Origin of the sequence: Sporolactobacillus shoreicorticis, assembly GCF_024125445.1 — a bacterium.
GTDB classification, from domain to species: domain Bacteria; phylum Bacillota; class Bacilli; order Bacillales; family Sporolactobacillaceae; genus Sporolactobacillus; species Sporolactobacillus shoreicorticis.
In genome coordinates this window covers 1-19001 of the sequence record NZ_JAMXWM010000006.1, presented here as the reverse complement: position 1 = coordinate 19001, position 19001 = coordinate 1, and the positions used below count along the sequence as shown (strand labels likewise).

Below are 19001 nucleotides of genomic sequence, written 5' to 3'. Positions count from 1 at the left end.
CATCTATTATTTAGATGCTATACTAATATCATTAATCTTAATGCTCTCCCAGCAATCAAGTACCTGACCCGATCGAGCAACCGTCCCAAAAAATTGGCTGATATTAGCAAGCGCCGATTGATGCGCTTCCTCAGAAAATGCAGCGGTGCAATCAGAAAGAAATACAATATTGTAATCAAGCATAAAACCGTCCCGGGCTGTTGATTCAACGCAGACATTCGTGCTCACACCCGCAACAAGCAAATTTTTAATTTCAAGCGTATGCAGCACTGAATCCAGCTTTGTGTTAATAAACGCACTGTATCGGTGTTTCGTAATAATCGTATCCTCATCCATAGGACTCAATTTGAAAAATTCGCTGCCCCATGTCCCCTTTCTGCATAAATTATGCTGCCCGACACCCTTCATTCGATTCATCCATGTCTTTGAATCTGTACTTTTCTCATGTATGGTCCTGATAAAGATGATTGGCACTTGATGGGAACGTGCTTTTTCAATAGTATCGGATAAGCTGGGCAGCATATCTGCTATGGATGCAACATCTAATCCCTGCTTGGCCATGCTTCCTTCTTTGTGGCAGTAATCATTTTGCATATCAATAATTAAAAAAGCGGTATCCTTAGGATTGACACTGTCCTCTAAATTCATGAAACGACTTCCTTTCAGGCTGTCACAAATTATTTTGACGCTTCCTCAACAAAAGACATGTTGACGAGTTTGTTGTAGTCATAACCTTTGGTGTAAATTCCTGTTTTTTTGACGACTTCCATTGGCTTTGCAACCGCATCTTTTGAAATAATACCGTCTTTACTCCAGAGACTGTCCTTGTAGGCACGATCCATAGACGCTTTTAAACTGTCGTTAGATGCTGTCGGAAATTCCTTTTTCAAAATCTTAAACGCCTCATCCTTATCCTCATTGACAACCTTTAATCCTTTGAGCATTGCTGTAACAAATTTTTGCACCGTCTTCGGTTCGTTTTTTATGGCCGACTTTTTGACGCTGATGACCGAATAGGCATAGTCTCCCAAACTCGGGAATCCGTAAAAGGGTTCGCTCCATGCCCCTTTCTTGATCCCTTCATTAATTTGTGGTTCCGCACCGTTAGCCAGGTCCGCTTTTCCCTGAGCAACGAGTGACACAACTGCTGAAGCATCGGCTGGTTCTTCTAATTTCACATCTTTCTTTGAATCAAGACCCACCTTCATGAGCAGCCATCTTGTAAGCAGGTTCGGACTCCCGCCATATCTTCCTGCCGCAATTGTCTTTCCCTTCATGAACGATTTAAGACCGGCATCACTGTCATCTTTAAGTTTGTATTTCTTGTTGGCCATTAGATAAACGTTGGCCCGGTTTACTACATTGACTACTGAAACAATAGGATCTTTACTCCCCTTATTCGCCATCTGATTGGATTCGGGCCCGCCAATATTCCCCCATACATCACCACTGACAAGCGAGGTTACATGGGCACCTCCTGTGGCCGTTGTCACTTCCACATCCAGTCCTTCATCCTTAAAGAAACCTTTGTCAATCGCAACATAGAGCGGCAGATAAGCAATTAAATGCACCGGTTCGGCAATAATTATTTTTTTTGATGCTTTCGAACCGTTTTTTCCATCTCCAGTGCCAGCGTGTGGTTGACAGCCGGATAATGTCAGTGCAGCAGCTAAAATAAAGACAGCAAACAAATACAGCTTTTTCAAAAGATTCCCCTCCAAAAAATATCTATTTTTATGAATATTGCCATTTTAATGCGCGTATTTTAAGCATTATTTCTTAATACTTTCTGTTTTTCAGCAGCCACTTTTCCAGCCATAATGTCCCCAGATACATCACTATGGAAAGCACGGACAGGACAACGACGCCCACCCAAACAAGATTAAGATCCATGATCTGACCGGCGTAAAGAATCATTCGTCCAATGCCTTGGCGTGAACTGATAAACTCTCCAACAATTGTACCTGCAAGTGCCAGTGCTATATTTATTTTTAAACTGCTGACCATCCAAGGGATAGCAGAGGGAATGACAACCTTAGTAAATACATGCCGTTTTTTCGCGCCAAGTGAAAAAAGCATCTTCTCTAAATCCCGGTCCACACTGTTCACACCGCTGCAGGCAGCCAGCGCTGCCACAATAACCGTCATCAAAAAAGCGAGTATTGCCTTGGATTCAAACCCAATGCCGAACATAATAACCAATACCGGTGCAAGGGCGAGCTTTGGAACTGCATTAAATGCGACCAAATACGGCTCGGTGATACGGGCATAGATCGTTGACCACCAAAATGATAATCCAATCATTGATCCGGCAAGCGTACCCAGAATAAAACCGATGATCGTCGCACCGGCAGTATAAAATGTATCCTCGAGCAATGTTCCCGTGGACACGGCCATCCAACCTGTCCGTACAATAATACTTGGACGGCTCCAATAATAAGAATCCAGCCAGCCGATCCGTGACAGCCCTTCCCAAAGTACGATAATCATGATTCCGGCGATGATTTGTCCGGCAATAATAATTTTGCGCACACGTACCGCATGGCTTTCATCTTCGACGACAATTTTCTCTTTTTCAGATTTTTCATCCTCAACCTGCGATGAAAATGTGGATTGACTCAGTATGATCTTCTCAGTATTTCCTTCCAAACCGACTCACCCTTTCTCATTTTTAGTAACTTTACTATTTTGCAACTCTTTTGCTGCTCAACTGGCCCTTTTTAAGAGCGCATCGTTTGTTCCTGTTCTTCGGCTAATGAAGCAAGCAATTTCTGTTTTAAATTAAGAAACAGCGAATCAGTGAATGTCGCCTCGTTTCTCGGACGAGATAGATTCACTGTTACATGATCTTTAATGCAGCCGGGGCGATGTGAAAAAATATAAATTTCATCAGACAAATAAATGGCTTCATCAATATCATGTGTAACAAAGAGAATCGTTTTTTTAAAATCGCCCCATATTTTGAGCAGCCATGACTGCATTAAAAGCCGTGTTTGAGCATCCAGTGCGCCAAAGGGCTCATCTAAAAGAATGACATCCTGATCATAGAGCAGTGTGCGCAGCAGCGCCGCTCTCTGCTTCATTCCACCGGACAATTCGGATGGAAAATGATTTTCAAATCCGTTCAAACCGTATTTTTTAAGCATCGGCAACGCTCGCTTCCGCGCTTCCTTCTTTGATGTCCCACGAATCTCAAGGCCAAGAATCACATTGTCCAATATTGATCTCCATGGGAGCAGCAAATCCTTTTGGAGCATATAGCCTACCCTCCCGCTCTCACCAATGATGTTCTTTCCGTCAAGCAGAACCTGTCCGGTTGAAGGTTTCAGCAATCCTGCAATGATGTTAAATAAAGTTGACTTTCCACATCCACTGGGGCCAATGATACTCACAAATTTGCCCTCTGTTATTGCCATGTCCGTCGATTTGAGGGCACAGAACACATTGTTGTTTTTCTCAAAATACTTGCTGCTGTTTTTTACTTCTAACTTAATCAATAAACTGCACCTCCTAGATAAAATAAAAAGACAACCGTGGGAATAAATCAGAAAAAACTGCTTCTGATTTTATCCTGACGGTTGTCCTGCTCTCAATTTACGATGAGCTCATTCTACCAGCCATATTCATGAAAATTTTTATCCGTTATGATTAAAGTTCCGCTGACCTCTTTCTTAGGGTCATAATCTTTGAGAATTAAGTGAACATTAAGACCAAATTGCTTCGCAATCGCAGAACTCAGCAATTCTTTTGATTTTCCGATCAAAATCTTGTCCACAATTTCGGTAAGATTACTGTTTGCTTCATCGATGATTTCCAGAACAGGAATGCGCTTGTGTTTCGCTACGATAATGATCTTATCCTCGAACACACTCACTTTCTGCTCTGTTACACCAACCTTAAACACCATTTGATTAACTAGATTATATTCTTTCATGATTCCTTGCTTAAACTCACCCAATGACGTTGGCAATTGACCTTTGATCGCTGTGGCACCTCTCATCAGTGAATATGAAAGAAATATATTTTCAAATATTATGAATACAATCTATCATGTATTAATTTCAAAAGCAATATCAAGGTTAGATAATCTGACATATTTTTTTGGGGGATTTGTCCGGAGTTTTTTTTCAGGGTAAAGAACGTTTATCGTTTTGGTTTGTTGGTACGACAATCAATGTCATAAGATGCTGATTTCCAATCCGCACTGATCCGCTTATCGGTTGGGCGATCAGGTAAGCGCCCAGCCTGAGAAATAAACGGAAAAATTCCGCTTATCAAATCGAAAAACGTGAAAATGGAGGGCTTTTCTTTGGATAAGCGGAAAAATTACCCTTATTTACCTGCGAAACAAGCGCCAAGATGCATATAGCCGGAAAATTTCCGCTTATTTTACTCGTTACTTAATTAAGGACCGGAATGCTTTATGAAACAGAAATGTCTGGTTAAGACAAGGTTGATGATTCAAAACCATATTTGGAGTAAAGGAGTTTTCGTATGTAAGGAACTTTTGCTAAATGCACATACGTCCTTGTATGCAACGCGAAAGTCATCACATCCTGCGGAAGTATGGACCTGGCGTTTTTGCCCGGTTTTTCTTAAATTAAAGTCAGCCTAGTGCTGAAGTACGGTCCCGCAGGAGCGCGCTACCCATACATTTGGTTCACAATCTAAAAGACCCCCATATGAAATATCCGGATTTCACATGGAGGCCTCAACCAGAAGGTTTATTTTTTATTTATCCTGTGCTTTCTTTACAAATTTCATATCTACAAGCTTGCTGTACTTATAACCATGCGTGTAGATACCAGTTTTCTTGACGACATCCAGTGGTTTGGCAACAGATGCTTTGGTGATGTAACCGTCCTTGCTCCAAAGGTTATCCTTATAAGCGCGATCCATCGCCGCCTGCAGGCTCGCTTTCGGCGTTGTCGGGAATTCCTTTTGCAGCACTTTGAATGCTTCCGCTTTGTTTTCATTGACAAGCTTCAGGCCTTTCAACATGGCATTGACAAATTTCTGAACGGTTTGCGGATCCTTTTTAATGGTTGACTCTTTGACGCTGACCACGGAGTACGCATAATCGCCCAGACTCGGGAAGCCGTAAAACGGTTCACTCCAGGCACCTTTTTTGATGCCTTCATTAATCTGCGGTTCGGCACCGTTAGCCATATCTGCTTTTCCTTGTGAAACAAGCGAAACAACCGCCGCCGCATCCGCGGGTTCATCGAGCTTCACATCTTTATTCGGATTTAAACCAACCTTCATCAGCAAGTAACGGGTGAGCAGGTTCGGACTGCCGCCATAGCGACCGGCAGCAATGGTCTTGCCCTTCATAAAGGCTGCAAGATCCTGATCACTGTCACCTTTCAATGTCAACTTTTTATTCGCCATTAAATAAACATTGGCGCGGTTGACCACATTAACGACAGAAGTAATCGGATCTTTGCTCTTATAATTGGCAATCTGATTGGATTCAGGCCCGCCGATCACGCCCCATGCATCACCGCTGACCACCGAGGTCACATGGGCACCGCCTGTTGCGGTGATTGTTTTTACATTAAGCCCTTCGTCTTTAAAATAGCCTTTGTCAATTGCGACATATAGAGGCAGATAGGCGATCAGATGCACCGGTTCGGCAATAACAATGCTCTTCTCTTTCTGCTTTTCTCCTTGTGATGCACAGCCGGATAAGACAAGCGCAGCCATTAAAAGCAGGCCCAGCGCCCATTTTATTTTTTTCATCGTGCAAATCCCTCCAAATCATGATTTAGGTGCTCTTCCTTTCATCAGTACATGTTCCAGCCAGACCGTTCCTAGATACATCACAATCGATAACAGGGAAAGAGCAACAACACCAACCCATACAAGATCGATATTAAGCACTTGGCCAGCATATAAGATCATTCGTCCGATTCCTTGCCTTGAGCTGATGAATTCACCGACAATCGTGCCTGCGAGTGCAAGTGAAATATTGATTTTCAAAATGCTTACGATCCACGGAATTGTGGTTGGCACAACCACTTTCATAAAAACGTGCCGCCGCTTCGCTCCAAGTGATACCAGCATTTTCTCAAGATCGCGGTCGACGCTTTGTACGCCGCTGCAAGCCGCGATCGCCGCAACGATAATCGTCATCAGAAATGCCAGGACGACCTTGGAATCAAATCCAATCCCGAACATGATGACAAGTACAGGAGCCAGCGCGAGCTTAGGAATTGCGTTAAATGCGATCATGTACGGTTCGAAAATTCTGGAATAAAGCTCCGACCACCAGAAGGAAAGACCAAGTATATAGCCGGCGGCCGTACCCGACACAAATCCAAGAATGGTCGATCCCGAAGTATAGGCTAAATCCTGGAGCAACGTTCCTTGGGTGATCGCTTTCCACCCGGTGCGCACGATCGTGCTCGGGCTGCTCCAATAATAACTGTCCAGCCAGCCAAGCCGGGTCAGAAACTCCCACAAAAAAAGAATGATCACCCCAACCAGAACCTGACCAACAAATGCGCGCCGCCTCAATTTGGTCGTCCGGACGCTCGGATCCTCAATAAACGGCTCATTGTCTTTTAATTGATCCGACAACGTTTTCACCTCCGTTCATCTTACATGTCATTCACTCAATTGGACGACACCTGCTCTTCCCGCAGCATCAGAAGCAATTCTTTTTTTAATGTAAGAAATCGGTCGTTCATGAGTGTCTTTTCACTGCGCGGCCGTGGCAAATCGACTTCAATTGTTGCTTTGATTCTTCCCGGACGATGGGTAAATACATGAATCTCATCCGACAAATAAATCGCCTCATCAATGTCATGTGTGACAAAAAGAACCGTTTTCTTAAAATCCTTCCAAATATCAAGCAACCAATTCTGCATTTGCATGCGCGTCTGTGCGTCAAGAGCTCCGAACGGTTCATCGAGAAGAATGACATCTTTGTCGTAAAGAAGTGTTCGGATCAAGCCTGCCCGCTGCCGCATGCCGCCGGACAGCGCATCCGGATGATCGTACTCAAAGCCTCCCAGTCCGTAATTTTTAAGCATGGGCAGCGCCCGCTCGCGTGCCTGCTTTTTGGAGACGCCACGAATTTCCAGCCCGATAATCACGTTGTCAAGAATCGAACGCCAGGGAAGTAGCAAATCCTTCTGGAGCATATAGCCGACATGACCGCTCTCCTGAGTGATGTCTTTGCCGTCCAGCAGCACGTGACCGCCGGACGGTCTGATCAATCCGGCAATGATATTGAACAAGGTTGATTTTCCACAGCCGCTCGGACCGATGATGCTGACAAAGCGTCCGTTCTTAACATGCAGATCGGTCTCTGCCAACGCGCACATCGGTTCACCGTTTTTCTTATAATATTTACTGCATCCTGCAATCTCGAGCTCACTCACTGTTCACCACATCCTTTTCGTGGTTTGCGGGAATTGGGGGCTGAAGTATGCTTATTGATCAAACAATCGCCTCCATAGATTAGAAAACTGGCTTCGCTAAGCTCTCGCCTAAGGCGAAGATTTCGCTGCGGCAGCCATGGATGGCCTCCGGTGATTCGCGAGGCGCGGCGTTTTGCCGAACTGCTTTCATTACTCCCGCTAATCTTTTAAGATTTTGTACTTTCTAAACCCACATCTTTCTATTAAATAAAGCAGTCGAACCGCCATCCGGTCCATGCCACTAAATTTGGGCTCTGATATTGATATATGCTCTGGGCTCCTGCCATGACACATATTTGATTGGTGAAAGGGCATTCATTTAATCGTTATTCAGTTTGATCCTTGTCCCATGTCAGAAATTGAGCGTTAATGATGCGAGGATTTTTTTCACGGACAACTTGTCTGGGAAGTGATAATCTAAAGTAGATAGAAATATATGGGGGATGAGGAAAATCGAAACGGAGCAGGAAGTTATTTTATCAATGGAAGAGCTGACAATGGACTACAGTGGGCAATTGGTTCTGAAGGGGCTCAATCTTGAGGTCAGAAGCGGACAAATCATTGGTTATATCGGTCCAAACGGCGCAGGAAAAAGTACGACCGTCCGCATTTTACTCGGCCTCCAGCAAGGCTACGGAGGAACGGCGCGTCTGTTCGGCAAGGACATCCGAACAAGCGGCATTTCGTACAAAAGCCGGATCGGCTACGTACCCGAAACAGCCGAAGTATATGACATGCTTACCGCGCGCGAGTATCTTGTCTTTGTCGGTGGCTGCTACGGCATGGACGACCAAAGAGCGGAACGCAAAGGGAGATTGCTCATGGAGCAGTTTGGTCTCTCCGATGTCGTTGACTCCCGTCTCTCCTCATTTTCAAAAGGGATGCGGCAAAAAGTGCTGATTATCTCAAGTCTGCTTCATAATCCCGACCTGCTCTTCTTTGATGAGCCTCTAAGCGGATTAGATGCAAATAGTGTCCTCGTTTTCAAGGAGATTATCGCTAAACTCGCCGATCAAGGCAAAACCATCTTTTATTCCTCACACATCATGGATATTGTTGAAAAGATCAGTCATCGCATTGTGCTCCTGTATGATGGGCAAATTGCGGCTGATGGTACGTTTGAAGAATTAAAGACACAGAACAAAGAGGGCAGCCTGGAGGAAATATTCAATCAGCTGACCGGCTTTCATCAGCATGCGCAGATTGCCGATAACTTTGTCTCAATAGTGGAAGAGGTGTGATCTATGGAAGATCATCGTTTCTTAAAAGTGTTTGATCGGCTCAAGTGGGTATTCGATCGAATGCATGTAAATTATCCGGTGATGCGGCAAATACTGGCTGTTAAGCTGCTGATGGACGCGCGGCGAACGCCCGTTGTGCTTGGCGACAGAGCTCGGAACAAGAAAAAAGGAGGCAACCTGTTTCTCAAATCGCTTTGGGTCTACGCACTGACCGGGCTGTTTCTTGTCCCGATTTATTTTCTTGGCAACGATTATTTATTCAAAATGAGTCTGGTCTTCAGTATTATTCTCTTTATGGTCATGACGGCAATGATCGCCGATTTCTCTGCTGTACTGCTTGACGCGCGCGACCAATCGATTTTATGGACCAAACCCATTGATTCAAGGACATTGCACGCGGCGAAAACTGTTCACGTCTGCATCTATCTCGTCCTATTGACCGGAGCGATCAGTTTGCCTTCGGCGATTGTCGGTCTGATGCGCAGCGGTCCGCTGTTCCTCTTGTTGTTCCTATTAAATCTTGTGCTCATCGATTTGATCGCTATTTCCTGCACAACGTTCATCTATCTGATTGTGTTAAAATTTTTTGACGGGGAGCGACTTAAAGATGTGATTAACTACGTTCAGATTTTCCTGTCATTCGCAATCGCCATCGGCTACCAGCTCGTTATTCGCGCGTTCGATATTACGGTCAATCACATCAGTCTGTCTCTGTCTTGGTGGCAGTTTTTCGTTCCGCCGCTTTGGTTCGGCGCGATGACCGAATGGCTGATCGGCGGGCATCATAATGCGTCGTTTCTAACACTTGGCGTTCTCGGTTTGGTCGTTCCTATTGTACTCATTTTGATTTATCATAGATTCAGTGCCTCCTTTGAACGCGCCGTTATGAAACTATCCGTGCAAACCGGAAAGGGCAAAAAGCGACTCGCGTGGTTCAACCGATTGCTTGGCAAACTGCTCTGCCGTAAGCAAGAAGAATGGCACTTTTTCCGTTTCGCTTCCTTAATGATAAAGCAGGATCGCATGTTCAAGCTGAAGGTCTATCCATCACTTGGCATGTCCCTTGTCTTCCCCTTCATCTTTTTAATGAATAATTTGCGGGATGCGTCTTGGGATCAATTGGGTAACGGATCGGGCTATTTCTATGTCTATTTCAGCCTGCTTCTGATTCCAACCTCTCTTTTCATGCTTAAATACTCAAGCTCACATCGAGGAGCGTGGATATACGGCGCAGCACCAATCACCAATCAGTCGGCCATTTTTTCCGCAACACTCAAAGCGGTATTCGCGCAGCTTTTTCTTCCGGTATTCCTGATTTTATCCGTTTTGTTCCTGTTTCTTTTTCATGAGCGCATCCTGCCCGATCTGATTGCCGTGGTCTTGACCGCTTCGATTTTCATCGTGATCAGCCATCACTACTTTTTGGATGGAACACTGCCGTTCTCGGAACCATTTGACGCCGCGCCAACGAGTGGAAATGCAACCATTTTATTCTTATTTCTCATCGCCGGGTTGTTCGCCGCAGGTCACGCTGTCATTCGCTGGGCTCTTCCCGGATACGGTATTCACATCTACATCGCCTGCTTGCTCATCGCGAATGGGATTGTGTGGAAAACAGGAGTAAGAAAAGAGTGATGTGTTGCAAGAGTGACCATACGCCACAAGAAAGGAGATTTTGCTCTTGATGAATCATTCGGAGGATCAACGACTTCCTGAAGAACGTAAAATCTAAAAACACGTATTATAGAGGCTATTTACAATGATCAGCGAATTTCAGGTGCTTTTTTCGGTGGCTCCGTCGCAATGGAACTGAAGACTTGTATTCTGATATTGATCTTCGTATCATCACCCAATCAGATCAACTCAAATCACTGACTGATCATAAAATAGAGATGGCCAGTAAATGGAGTGACATCTTGTTTATTGAAAATGCACATTTCTCTCGACTGCTTGTCGTCCATTACACGAATTTTATTAAAATGGATCTTTTTTTCTACACTCCGGAAATGATTCGTCCCTCCGTTTGGCTGCAAAAGATCAAAATAATTAAGGATTCCGAGAGTGGATTTCTACAGAATACTGCCAAAAAATCAAAAGAAATGAAGTATGACTATACAACTCAGGACTATTTCGATTGGCGAAACAAATGTTTTGCCCACGTGCACGAAGCCTATCGCAGATCGATGCGGGGGGAATATTATTATGCACTTCATGATCTTGATGCGCTGCGCCAGTTAATGACAATTGGCTGGTATATGGAAAAAGGGGCACAGCCCAACACATATGGAGACTGGGCTAAAATAGAAGGCATTCGGACGAAATTAAGTAAAAAAGAGTTAAACCTGCTGGTCTCTTGGACGGCATCGAGAAATGCCAATGAAATAATGAAAACAATAGTAAAGATAAAACCCTATTTTATTGAACTATGCCGTCATTTCTCTCGTCGATTTTCATTAAGCAATGATGAAGACTTAATTAATTCCGTGTTTCATCGAATTGAGTAAACAAAAATTATATGTTATTCATTTCTTCATAAGTTAAAATATGGCGATAAACAGCCTTTTTCTCTTAAAAGAAAAGAGCTTAGAAAAATCAACTTTTTTCTAAGCTCATTCATTGAAAAGTTTTCAATCGAATTTTTTACTTTCCCATCATAGTGTTCCTAAAAAAGATTGATACCCTGTTCTGACGGATATTGTGTCGGATCATGATCTATATATCCGGATTGCAAAACATAAGATCCATTTGGTTTTTGCCAGCCAGAAACATAAATTTTTCCATGATCATCAAACGACGGTGTCTTTCCATAGTTTCCATTGGGGATAAGGACTTTACAGTCAGATGGAATGTGGTTAAATTTTTGGTTATCTTGATTGTAAATATCCACTCCTTCTGTCAAACCGTATTTTGAACCATCCATGTATGCGTATGACGGTCCATTCTTGTGCTTGTTAAAATCATACAGTGGGCAAATTACTTGATAACCTGGTACGCCATCTTTTGTTGCGAATTTCTGAAAATGATCCGGAGGCAGTCCCATATATTCGAATGTGCCATCTCCATACAGATAGAAATCCGGATAAGCATCATTCGGAATATCATTGTGCAGATCTCGCGCGCTAAATCGTACACCGGCTGGTTCCCAACCTTTTTTAAAAAGAATTTGTCCATAGCGCAGTCGCATATGCCCGCCTCCGATGACTTCAATCTCAAAATCATCACCAGGATTACCCCGATACAAACAATAACAGTCCATGAAATTCACCTAACCTCTCATTTATTTATGTGGTCAAACAAATACTGCTTCATCATTGTCGATCCACATTTTGAGGTGTTGCATGAAATTCATGATTGTGACAAATAATAATTCATTCAATTCAAAAGGTTAAAAACGGTTCATACATTAAATGAACTCGTTATAGGATCATCTATGCATTTCATGTGTCATTTGTCGTTCTAAATAGGAATTAATGGAGGAATAATATTAGGCAATAGGAATTTTGAACACTTTTGTCGAATAGGTTAGGCAAGAAAAGTGTTGCATTTTCGAGCAATTTCTAAAAAAACTTGCATACGAAATGATTAAATTGTAAACCGATTAGGAACATCTGATGTATAGCAAACTGGATGAGCATAGTTAGAGTGCATCCATAGTTCCATTTTGAATTCTCTATTTCCGGGTTTAATGAAAGGAGCCTTATCACAATGAAGAAAGTTAATTTAATCATTCTGATTATCCTAACGGTCAGCCTTACTGCAAATGCCGTCCTTGCTGTCAACTGGTCGAATAGCACGAAAAAAGTCAATGTGCTCACTAAAAAGGTTGATGATGGCACCAGAGAATTAGCATCGATTAAAAAGAAAGCAAAACAAAGTTTGGCAACTAAGAATGCTCTTTCAGAATTATCCAATTGGAAGGTTAAACCGAAACCTATTGGTTCATACAAATATGACCGGAATAAAACGAATGGTGAGATTATGACATTTTATGAAGCCAACGCTATTTATAATTCAAATAAAAAGTATCAGAAAGTCGGCCTTGATGGCGTGCTGGCACCGAATCCTTTCGGAGACAAAATGATTAATCGCGCTACTGTTACCGATGAACGTGCACAAAAATATTTATTGAGCATGATCAATCACCCAAAGGAACGGACAAGACAACGTATCGACTGGCTTTCATATGCTGTGTTTCTTAACAAGTCCGGATTGAAACATCGAAAAGTATACGCTGATCTATTGGCTCGCTGGCAGAATAATTATGACTTTTCACAACTTGCAAATGAACGGAAGACAATTGAAAATCTGCAAAGATAGCGGAATTATACCTTGTACAAATGTATAATTATGAATAGAAGAAATTAATTATATGTAGTTTTGGAAGAACCATCATTTTTTCAGTTCACCTAATTTAGGTTGATTATCATCTCAACCTTATTACTTTTAATTAATTTTCAAAAATGAGGAGTAATTCTAGTGTGCTGTTTTATTCTGATTCCCGTCACCCCCAACTCAATGGACAACAACTTCTATTCCTCATAACAATAGTAATTTTCATTATTTTAATACCCACTCGGATTATGTATAATTAATAAAATAAAAGTTTTGGAAAATGCAAATCCATTTTACTATTACCAATTATCAATAAAGAAGTACAAATGGATAATCAATAAATTAACGACACGTATAAATCACTCGCTTTTGCTGACGAGGATCAAAGTGATAAAACTATTTACATATTAGATTAAATGTGTATAGAAATATTATAAGGGGGCTATTCAATTTATGGAAAAAGAAATTATAAAATTTGGCGGACGATTAACGTATAAGGAGTTTAAAATGTTTAATTATTATCACTCCAAAAAAATTGTTCGAATTGGTTTTTTAACTTTATGGATAACCGTTTTTCTAATTAATTTAACAAGCATGTCATGGATCCCATCACTTATTATTTCTTCAATCATTGCGCTCTTAACGATGACTTTGATAAAAGTTCTTTTGAATTTTCGTATTTCTAAAGAGTTTAGGAGTGATCAAGTATTAAAAAAGGATGCTCAATTTGTCGTTCATGGCAATGGAGTAACTATTTTAAGAGAAAAATCCAAAACTCAATATGATTGGAATGATATTATTTCTTTTCAACAGTATAAAGAGCTATTCTTATTGTACGTTTCAAAAAACAGAGCAATTATTATTCCTAGAAGATATTTTAACTCAGTCCAGGAAAGCCAATTATTTAAACAGTTAATGGCAACAAATCTTTCAAAAAAAATCAATAACAAATGACTTGTTGGTACGTATATCTAGATTCGAATCAATATTTTTAAAATGAAACAGCTGTGCATCTTGTCGCATTTATAATGCGTAAAGTAATGGACAACTTCTTACGATAACTTAATTGTAACACAATGACATCTCTGTCAATCTACATTCCCGTGTGTCATGAAAATCTTTTGGACACCTTAGTAGAAATTTCCGAGAATCCAGTTGTTAATTGTTCGAGAGGATATCCATGACACGAGTAGAATTACATGAACGTTGCAGAAACGAATGCCTAATGGACTGGATTCAATCTAGATTTGTTGACGGATACCGTTCGGACACTGCGTGCTCTATGGATCCTTACGTCCATCATTGAAAATGTCCATTGGACTAAAGGTCCTACGGATCCGCAAATAGTCGATATTTACTTGGGATGTAAGTCCGTTACTAAACCCAGGTAGTACCTCCTTAAATAATGTATAAGTAATGACTGCAATCCATCTCTCGCTCAATGTCATTCATTTTTCATCTAGAGCCACACACGTTTTTAGTCGGTTCAATATCAGTAGAACAAAAAGATGATCCAATTTATTTATAGGATCATCTTCTTATTGCTTACTCTCTTTTTATGAGTGTTTATTAATATAGAAAGTTAGTATTTTGTAAATTCACTTATGTTAGAGGGTTTTGATAATCTCGAAATTTAAAACTACATTATCTAATATTAACGGTTCTTTGCTGCATCATTATGCAGCCACAGCTGCTGCTCCAGCAGCACTAATTAGTATAGTAATTACAACTGCTATTGCAGCTGCTGCTCCAGCATCCATTCCAATTGTTTCTGCATGTTCGTCAACAAATCCATATATATTTTGTATAGCGCCAATCGCTTGATATACAATTCCTGAATTAACATTTGCTTGCCCTTCATTATCTTTTAAGTCATAGATTTGCTGCGTATCCGGTAATGTAATATTAGGAAAAGCAGTACTATTGCTGAATTTATATGTTATTTTAAGTTCCAAACCAGTGTCATAATATGGTTGAGAGATAACAGGAATTTTATCAATAACTGCCGTTAGACTTACGGTTAATACACCATTTGGATCTTTTGGTTGTTCAATTTCAATCTGAATGGAACCATTATTTACAGATGCAGCTAATTCATTTAGAATGCTTTTTGGATTAGTCATATCAATATTTGCTTTTCCACCAATTTGATCCAATCCGTCCATTACATTAAACTCAGATTCAAGAGTATCTCCATTTTTAACTCTAATGCTGACCGCTTCTGATGACTTCGTGGTAATAGTCCCCGAGAAACTAACATCCACCTCCAAAAAAGGGGTTTTTACAACCATATACTCAACTTCGAACTGTAACGCAATTGATGCAAAATAGTCTTTAAGATTGGGTATTGTATTGATAAAATCCTGGGCAGCATCTTTTTGAGCAGCTTCTATTTCTGTCTCTGATGGCTTGATAACGGTGTCAAAGCCCGGATCTCTATCTGAGTATCCATCCATATCTACTTCAACATAACCAAGGGATGAGTTGCCTACCGTAATTGTTCTAAACTGATCAAATCCCCAATTTTGAGGCATTTTAAAGCCTAGATTTCCACTCCATCCCGTTGACATATCTGCAACAAAGCTATAAATAGCAATATTAGATACATGTTGGCATACATTTCTGGTTCCATACACCCCAATTGTATAGGCCGGATCATCAACATATGCTTGTGCAATTCCCTGAAAATACGGAATGATATTATTTGTGATTTCGTCATCAATCGCATCAAAGTCAACAGCAAAATATAAAGTATTGATCCTTGGTATCCCTAATTGCTTAGCTTTATTGACGGCAACTTGCGCATCTGTGATTCCTTGATCAAAATTAAAATATTCTGCATTTGTTCCATTATTTTCGTATATAGCAAATACTTTAAGTCCGGCTTCAAAAATTGCCTCTAATTCATCATTTGTCATTGCTTTAGATTTTTCTCCCCCCACTGTTCCTGTTAAATATCTCCCTACATAATTAAATCCAGCTCTTTTAATCGCTTGTGCTGTCGTTGCAGTTAATATTGTCGCAGTATCACACGCCAAAGCATCGCGATTAGTATCACCAGCGCTTGATAAGAGTCCCTTAATGGTAGTCATATTCGCAATCCCAGTTTTAGGAAGAACCATAAATTTTTGAAAGTTTGACACAGCTGTTGTGACACTTTCTGAGTAAATTCCGTCAAAATCCCCATCATAGAAATTGTTCACACAAAGTGCATACTGTAGAATTTTTACAAATGCCTGTCGTGAATCTCCAGGTTGTAGCGTGGGGCATTTGCTTGTTGTTGAGGGACCAAACGTGCCGTTAGCCACCGATGTCGACAGACCCTCTTCTGCTTGAAGCGCATAAATCAATGCCGTGTTTGTTTGCCGTCCGTAAAGTCCGTCGCATGCTTGAAGGCCAGTATAAGCCAAATAGTCATGGTTAAGATTTTGCTGTAGCGTTCTAATCCGGCTGTTGCCGCCAGATACTAAAACAAAAGCACTCATATTCAATAATGCTTTCATTACTGTACTATTCACTGAAGCATCATCACTTGCAATGCCGGCGTCTGATTTGAAGTTTTGAATTGACGTTGCTGTATCCGTGTCAAACTCACCGGTCCATGAACCCGGGGCAATTCCTTTGCACCATAATGCGCCTTGAAGAATATAGATCTGATTGCCTTCCATCCCAGGAGTTAGGGTGGAAAATAAGTTGCTTGTCTGATCGCCAAAGGTATCTGATGGTTCAGCAATCCCCAGCTCAATTTGCAATGCTCTGGTTAATGCATACACGGTTGTCCAGCCGGTTTTTCCATTCTCAGGTATTGTTTCGTATCCATGTCTTCCGGAATAAGTACTGTTCAGCCACTGTTGTGTCAACAAAACCATTTCATCCATAAAAAATCACCCACTTCATTTTTTTCAAATCTAAGATACCCACTCTCCTCTAGGAACTTAGATTTGTTTTGATCACCTACAATTCAATGTGTCTCTCAGAAACTTGTTTTGTGACGACAATCAATTAAAATTTTGCAAAGGTCGTTTATAACTTGAATCTGATAAACAAAAATTCTTGATCTAAAAAATAGAACTGTTGATATAGCGATGTAACCCCGTGCAAGAGCACTTGAAGTCTGATACTTATAACACACTGATGCCTTCTTCCCACCTGAGATCATCACTGACCACCTTCGCTCTTAAAATCAGTGAATATTTAGGCATAATAAAACCCCTAAAGTTGAATTTTATTCGACCAACTTCAGGGAGCGGTTCAAGCTAATCATGTTCTGTTTCATCATTATAAATTATACTCGCTCATCTTATTTGCTGACTAAACAACAATAAGCGATAGCTAGAAAATTAATGACCAATATTTTTCCGATCGTTTTTAGAGGGCAAAATCTTGTTACCATTTCTTTGCTTTATTTGTAAACCATATCGCCACATGGCTTGTTTGGTTACCAACAAATCTCAAAGAACAAGATGTAGTAAAGCTAATGGAATGGTTACTGCACAATAATGAAGCTTATAAAGATGGAATTAACGTAATAGTAAATTCCAAGGCACTTTTCATTTTAAAATGAAGTCGTCAAGACTTTATTACAGCTAGACTTGATAGTTAAGCTGATTGTTTGGAAAATTGACCTGATCTATTTTTGATGATCTCAGAAACAATGCATTATATGAATGGACGGGGGACACTCATTAGAAAAGCAGTAGGCAATGGGCAATGTTAAATTTCCCCAATACTTTTTTACAACTTTTACAAAATCACTTCATATCCAGATAACCAAACCAATCCGGCATTGATTCAATATCATCTCGTGTAGCCATCAATAAATTCGTAGTTGTCTTCACAAAAGGTATTTTCCTTGACTAAAAAAACAAGCGCCACAGTTCCGTGGTCATAATCGTGATTGTCTTTAGTTTCAAAGATTACATCGACTTTCTCGTCATCATTCACAAGCATACCTTCAATCAAAAAATTTACTTTCTTGTTAAAATGGTTCCATTAATGCTCTTAGTATCGTTTTCACCAAAAAGTTTAAGAGGCACATTATCCCGCAACAATGAGTAGCTCTCTAAATAAGAACATTTGTTCTCTTTTGCTTTATTATAAATAAACTCAGCTCAAATTGCAAAGAGCTGAGTTCGCATAAGCAATCAAATCTTTATTATCTTGGTAATCATTCCAATTTTGAATGATTCTTGAAACTGATTTCTTGGCTATTTATTTCATTTTTATGAACGGTTTGAATCCGGCCTTCTCCGCCTTCTTCACTAGTAATTCAGCATTTTTTCGATTTTTAAACGCACCAATTTGGACTAAGTAAGTTGTCGTATTTATTTCTTCACTTGTTTCATTTTTTCTTGTAGCACCAACAATACTTGCCAAACCTTTGGCATATGCATAAGCAATGTCATTTAAAAATGTAGGATTCTTTAAATAATTTGCGTCGGACTGTGTATCAATGAATAAGGTTTCGGCCAGCATCGCTCGCATTTTTGTTTCACGGAGTACAGCATCATTTGCTTTCTTTTTACCCCGATCAACAAGATTGTATTTTTTCAACACCGGCAAAACTGCATTATGGATCTTTGTACGAGCGATGTCCGTAGCACCACCTGTTGATGATTGATTATAAATATAATCCTCATAACCCGTCCCGCCACCTGCGTTGACATGGATGGAAAAGAAGTAATCAGCATTTTCTTTATTTACCAGCTCCGCACGTCTAGATAACGCTACAAACGTATCCGTTGTTCTCGTCATGTTCACGACTAGATTAATGTAGTCTTTTTCAAGAATCGTGCGAACGGTTTTTGCGAGAGCGAGGGTAATATCTTTTTCTTTGAGTCCATTCCCGACAGCTCCACTGTCCTTACCGCCATGACCTGCATCAAGATGAATGATCATATCATAACCCCCCAGACTTTATAAAAAATGATTAACCAATGTTTGATCTGAATTTGCCAAATGCATCCCTTGCTCTTTGGACAAGTTTACGAACCTTGACATT

17 protein-coding genes are annotated in these 19001 nt (G+C 40.8%); 5 read left to right on the top strand and 12 right to left on the bottom strand.

Annotation, left to right across the window (positions count from 1 at the left end; translation table 11 throughout):
• Positions 1–6: 6 nt before the first annotated feature.
• From NIE88_RS06730 to NIE88_RS06695, 8 genes are all read right to left on the bottom strand, one after another.
• Complete coding sequence (locus NIE88_RS06730; RefSeq protein WP_253060560.1) at positions 7–648, bottom strand: cysteine hydrolase family protein; 642 nt, start codon at positions 646–648, stop codon at positions 7–9.
• A 29-nt stretch (positions 649–677) separates the two neighbouring features.
• A complete protein-coding gene (locus NIE88_RS06725; protein ID WP_253060559.1) occupies positions 678–1706 on the bottom strand; it encodes an ABC transporter substrate-binding protein in 1029 nt (342 codons plus the stop codon).
• Positions 1707–1779: 73 nt separating this feature from the next.
• Positions 1780–2532: an ABC transporter permease gene (locus NIE88_RS06720; protein ID WP_253060709.1), complete on the bottom strand. Its 753-nt coding sequence runs from the start codon at positions 2530–2532 to the stop codon at positions 1780–1782.
• A 188-nt stretch (positions 2533–2720) separates the two neighbouring features.
• Complete coding sequence (locus NIE88_RS06715; protein ID WP_253060558.1) at positions 2721–3497, bottom strand: ABC transporter ATP-binding protein; 777 nt, start codon at positions 3495–3497, stop codon at positions 2721–2723.
• A gap of 113 nt (positions 3498–3610) precedes the next feature.
• Entirely contained in the window at positions 3611–3970 is a 360-nt protein-coding gene (locus NIE88_RS06710) for a Na-translocating system protein MpsC family protein (protein ID WP_253060557.1), read from the bottom strand.
• Between the two features lie 761 nt (positions 3971–4731).
• Positions 4732–5742 (bottom strand): ABC transporter substrate-binding protein, encoded by a 1011-nt coding sequence (locus tag NIE88_RS06705; protein ID WP_253060556.1) that lies wholly within the window; start codon positions 5740–5742, stop codon positions 4732–4734.
• Between the two features lie 18 nt (positions 5743–5760).
• The gene (locus NIE88_RS06700; RefSeq protein ID WP_253060555.1) at positions 5761–6582 is read right to left on the bottom strand and encodes an ABC transporter permease; all 822 of its coding nucleotides are present in this window, start codon (positions 6580–6582) and stop codon (positions 5761–5763) included.
• Between the two features lie 35 nt (positions 6583–6617).
• Positions 6618–7388, bottom strand: coding sequence for an ABC transporter ATP-binding protein (locus tag NIE88_RS06695; protein ID WP_253060554.1), 771 nt, complete (start codon positions 7386–7388; stop codon positions 6618–6620).
• Positions 7389–7870: 482 nt separating this feature from the next.
• On the opposite strand from NIE88_RS06695, the gene NIE88_RS06690 reads away from it, so the two are divergent.
• The 3 genes from NIE88_RS06690 (at position 7871) to NIE88_RS06680 (ending at position 11172) form a co-directional block, all read left to right on the top strand.
• The gene (locus NIE88_RS06690) at positions 7871–8668 is read left to right on the top strand and encodes an ABC transporter ATP-binding protein (RefSeq protein ID WP_253060553.1); all 798 of its coding nucleotides are present in this window, start codon (positions 7871–7873) and stop codon (positions 8666–8668) included.
• Positions 8669–8671: 3 nt separating this feature from the next.
• Positions 8672–10303 (top strand): hypothetical protein, encoded by a 1632-nt coding sequence (locus tag NIE88_RS06685; RefSeq protein ID WP_253060552.1) that lies wholly within the window; start codon positions 8672–8674, stop codon positions 10301–10303.
• Between the two features lie 182 nt (positions 10304–10485).
• Entirely contained in the window at positions 10486–11172 is a 687-nt protein-coding gene (locus NIE88_RS06680; RefSeq protein ID WP_253060551.1) for a hypothetical protein, read from the top strand.
• Positions 11173–11330: 158 nt separating this feature from the next.
• Here NIE88_RS06680 and NIE88_RS06675 read toward each other — a convergent pair whose 3' ends face one another.
• Entirely contained in the window at positions 11331–11852 is a 522-nt protein-coding gene (locus tag NIE88_RS06675; RefSeq protein WP_253060550.1) for a hypothetical protein, read from the bottom strand.
• Positions 11853–12373: 521 nt separating this feature from the next.
• Between NIE88_RS06675 and NIE88_RS06670 the strand changes: the two genes are divergently transcribed.
• Both NIE88_RS06670 and NIE88_RS06665 read left to right on the top strand, forming a co-directional pair.
• Complete coding sequence (locus NIE88_RS06670; RefSeq protein ID WP_253060549.1) at positions 12374–12985, top strand: hypothetical protein; 612 nt, start codon at positions 12374–12376, stop codon at positions 12983–12985.
• A 468-nt stretch (positions 12986–13453) separates the two neighbouring features.
• Positions 13454–13954, top strand: a complete 501-nt coding sequence (locus NIE88_RS06665; protein WP_253060548.1) for a YcxB family protein — start codon at positions 13454–13456, stop codon at positions 13952–13954.
• Between the two features lie 722 nt (positions 13955–14676).
• Here the strand turns inward: NIE88_RS06665 and NIE88_RS06660 are convergent.
• The 3 genes from NIE88_RS06660 to NIE88_RS06650 all read right to left on the bottom strand — a co-directional run bounded on the left by NIE88_RS06660 (position 14677) and on the right by NIE88_RS06650 (position 18898).
• Positions 14677–16878 (bottom strand): glycoside hydrolase domain-containing protein, encoded by a 2202-nt coding sequence (locus tag NIE88_RS06660; protein WP_253060547.1) that lies wholly within the window; start codon positions 16876–16878, stop codon positions 14677–14679.
• 919 nt (positions 16879–17797) lie between these two features.
• Positions 17798–17944, bottom strand: coding sequence for a hypothetical protein (locus NIE88_RS06655; RefSeq protein WP_253060546.1), 147 nt, complete (start codon positions 17942–17944; stop codon positions 17798–17800).
• A 267-nt stretch (positions 17945–18211) separates the two neighbouring features.
• A complete protein-coding gene (locus NIE88_RS06650) occupies positions 18212–18898 on the bottom strand; it encodes an N-acetylmuramoyl-L-alanine amidase (RefSeq protein WP_253060545.1) in 687 nt (228 codons plus the stop codon).
• Positions 18899–19001 lie beyond the last annotated feature (103 nt).